We start from the raw sequence: 1,848 nt of genomic DNA, 5'->3' as shown, positions 1-1,848 counted from the left end.
CGCAGCGGGGCGAGCACCGCCCCGACCGGGCACGGCCCCGCCCGCCGCCAGACCCGTTCGCCCGTCGTCGCCACGCCCACCCGCGAGACGGTAGCCGACCGGCCGGGAGGGCCGGACGCGGAGCTGTCCAGACCAGCGGGGGTCGAAGTGCCGCGGTCGTGGCGCACGGACCGATCCGCTGTCACCATGGCCCCATGACCAGCCGCTACGTCGACGTCGACGTCTTCTCGACGGAGCTGCCGCGCCAGCGGATCCCCGCCGAGGAGACCATCGACGGTTTCCCGACCGCGGGCGCCCGCGCACTGGCGGGTGTCGGCTCGACCGAGATCGGCATCTACGAGATCAGCCCCGGGATGGCCCGCGACGTCGAGTGCGACGAGGTGTTCGTGGTCCTGTCCGGCCGCGGCTCCGTGGAGTTCGAGGACGGTGAGGTGGTCCCCCTCGCCCCCGGCACGGTGGTGCGGCTGCACAAGGGTGACAAGACCATCTGGCACATCTCCGAGACGCTGCGCAAGGTCTACATCGCCGGCTGAGGGCAGGCCCGCCCGCGGCGTACGGTGACTCCATGCACCCGCGCGACGCCGGCAGCGACCCGTCCACCCGCAGCAGGCGCGAGCTGGAGGACGGCATCCAGCGCGACTTCCGCCGCGACATGTCCTACGGCGACTACCTGTGCCTGGACCAGCTGCTGTCGGCCCAGCGCCCGCTCAGCGACCCACCGCAGCACGACGAGCTGCTGTTCATCATCCAGCACCAGACCTCCGAGCTGTGGCTGAAGCTGATGGTGCACGAGCTGCGGTCGGCCCGCGGCCTGCTGGCCCAGGACCAGCTCGGGCCCGCGCTGAAGCGGATGGCGCGGATCAAGCACGTCCAGCACACGCTCACCGACCAGTGGGCGGTGCTGGCCACGCTGACCCCCAGCGAGTACGCCGAGATCCGCCCCTTCCTCGCCACCAGCTCGGGCTTCCAGTCCGCGCAGTACCGCGAAGTGGAGTTCCTGCTGGGCAACAAGAACGCCGACATGGTCCGGGTGTTCGACCACGACCCGGTCGTGCGGGCCGAGCTGGAGACGCTGCTGCACGAGCCGAGCCTGTACGACGAGTTCCTGCGCTTCCTCGCCCGCGGGGGGTACGCCGTGCCCGCCGAGCTGCTGGACCGGGACTGGTCGCAGCCCTACCGGCTGCACCCCGGGCTCGTGGACACCATCGCCGCCGTCTACGCGGCGCCGAGCGAGCACTGGGGCGTCTACGAGTCGTGCGAGGAGCTCGTCGACATCGAGGACAACTTCCAGCAGTGGCGGTTCCGGCACCTGCAGGTGGTGCAGCGCACCATCGGGCAGAAGTCCGGCACCGGCGGCTCCAGCGGGGTGGCGTTCCTGCGGCGGGCGCTGGACCTGACCTTCTTCCCCGAGCTGTTCGAGGTGCGCTCCCGCATCGGCGGGTGAGCGCCGGGTTCGGGGAGAATGGCGGGATGCTGCTCGCCGACCTCGTGGCGACCTCCGCGGAGGTGGCCGCGACCCGGTCCCGGACCGCCAAGGTGGCCGCCCTCGCCCGCTGCCTGTCCGAGACCGACCCCGAGGACCTGCCGGTCGTCGCGGCGTACCTCGGCGGCGGGCTCCTGCAGCGGCGTACCGGCGTGGGCTGGCGCGGCGTGGCGACGACGCCTCCGCCCGCAGCCCACCCGACGCTCACCGTGCGCGAGGTCCACGAGACCTTCGACCGGCTCGCCTCGGTGGCGGGCACCGGCTCCCGGGAGGCCCGCAGCGCGCTGGTGACCGGCCTGCTGTCCCGGGCCACCCCGGCCGCGCAGGCCTGGCTCCGCGGCGCGGTCACCGGCTCGGTGCGCCAG

At 73.1% G+C, this 1,848-nt stretch carries 2 protein-coding genes and 1 pseudogene; all 3 read left to right on the top strand.

Annotation, left to right across the window (positions count from 1 at the left end):
- Positions 1–194 precede the first annotated feature (194 nt).
- On the top strand, positions 195–533 hold the full coding sequence (locus PLP61_RS16895; RefSeq protein ID WP_324503963.1) for a cupin domain-containing protein: 339 nt from the start codon (positions 195–197) through the stop codon (positions 531–533).
- A 32-nt stretch (positions 534–565) separates the two neighbouring features.
- Entirely contained in the window at positions 566–1,444 is an 879-nt protein-coding gene (locus tag PLP61_RS16890) for a tryptophan 2,3-dioxygenase (protein ID WP_324503962.1), read from the top strand.
- Positions 1,441–1,848: pseudogene (locus tag PLP61_RS16885) on the top strand (ATP-dependent DNA ligase); the annotation flags it as partial. The gene PLP61_RS16890 and the pseudogene PLP61_RS16885, both read left to right, overlap by 4 nt.

It is taken from the genome of Nocardioides sp., from assembly GCF_035429765.1.
Classification (GTDB): Bacteria; Actinomycetota; Actinomycetes; order Propionibacteriales; family Nocardioidaceae; genus Nocardioides.
The sequence above is the reverse complement of the archived record's forward strand: the minus strand, read 5'-3'. Positions and strand labels throughout refer to the sequence as shown.

Excerpts from the sequence above, each read along its gene's own strand:
- PLP61_RS16895 (WP_324503963.1), top strand. The coding sequence starts at position 195 with ATGACCAGCCGCTACGTCGACGTCGACGTCTTCTCGACGGAGCTGCCG.
- PLP61_RS16890 (WP_324503962.1), top strand. The coding sequence starts at position 566 with ATGCACCCGCGCGACGCCGGCAGCGACCCGTCCACCCGCAGCAGGCGC.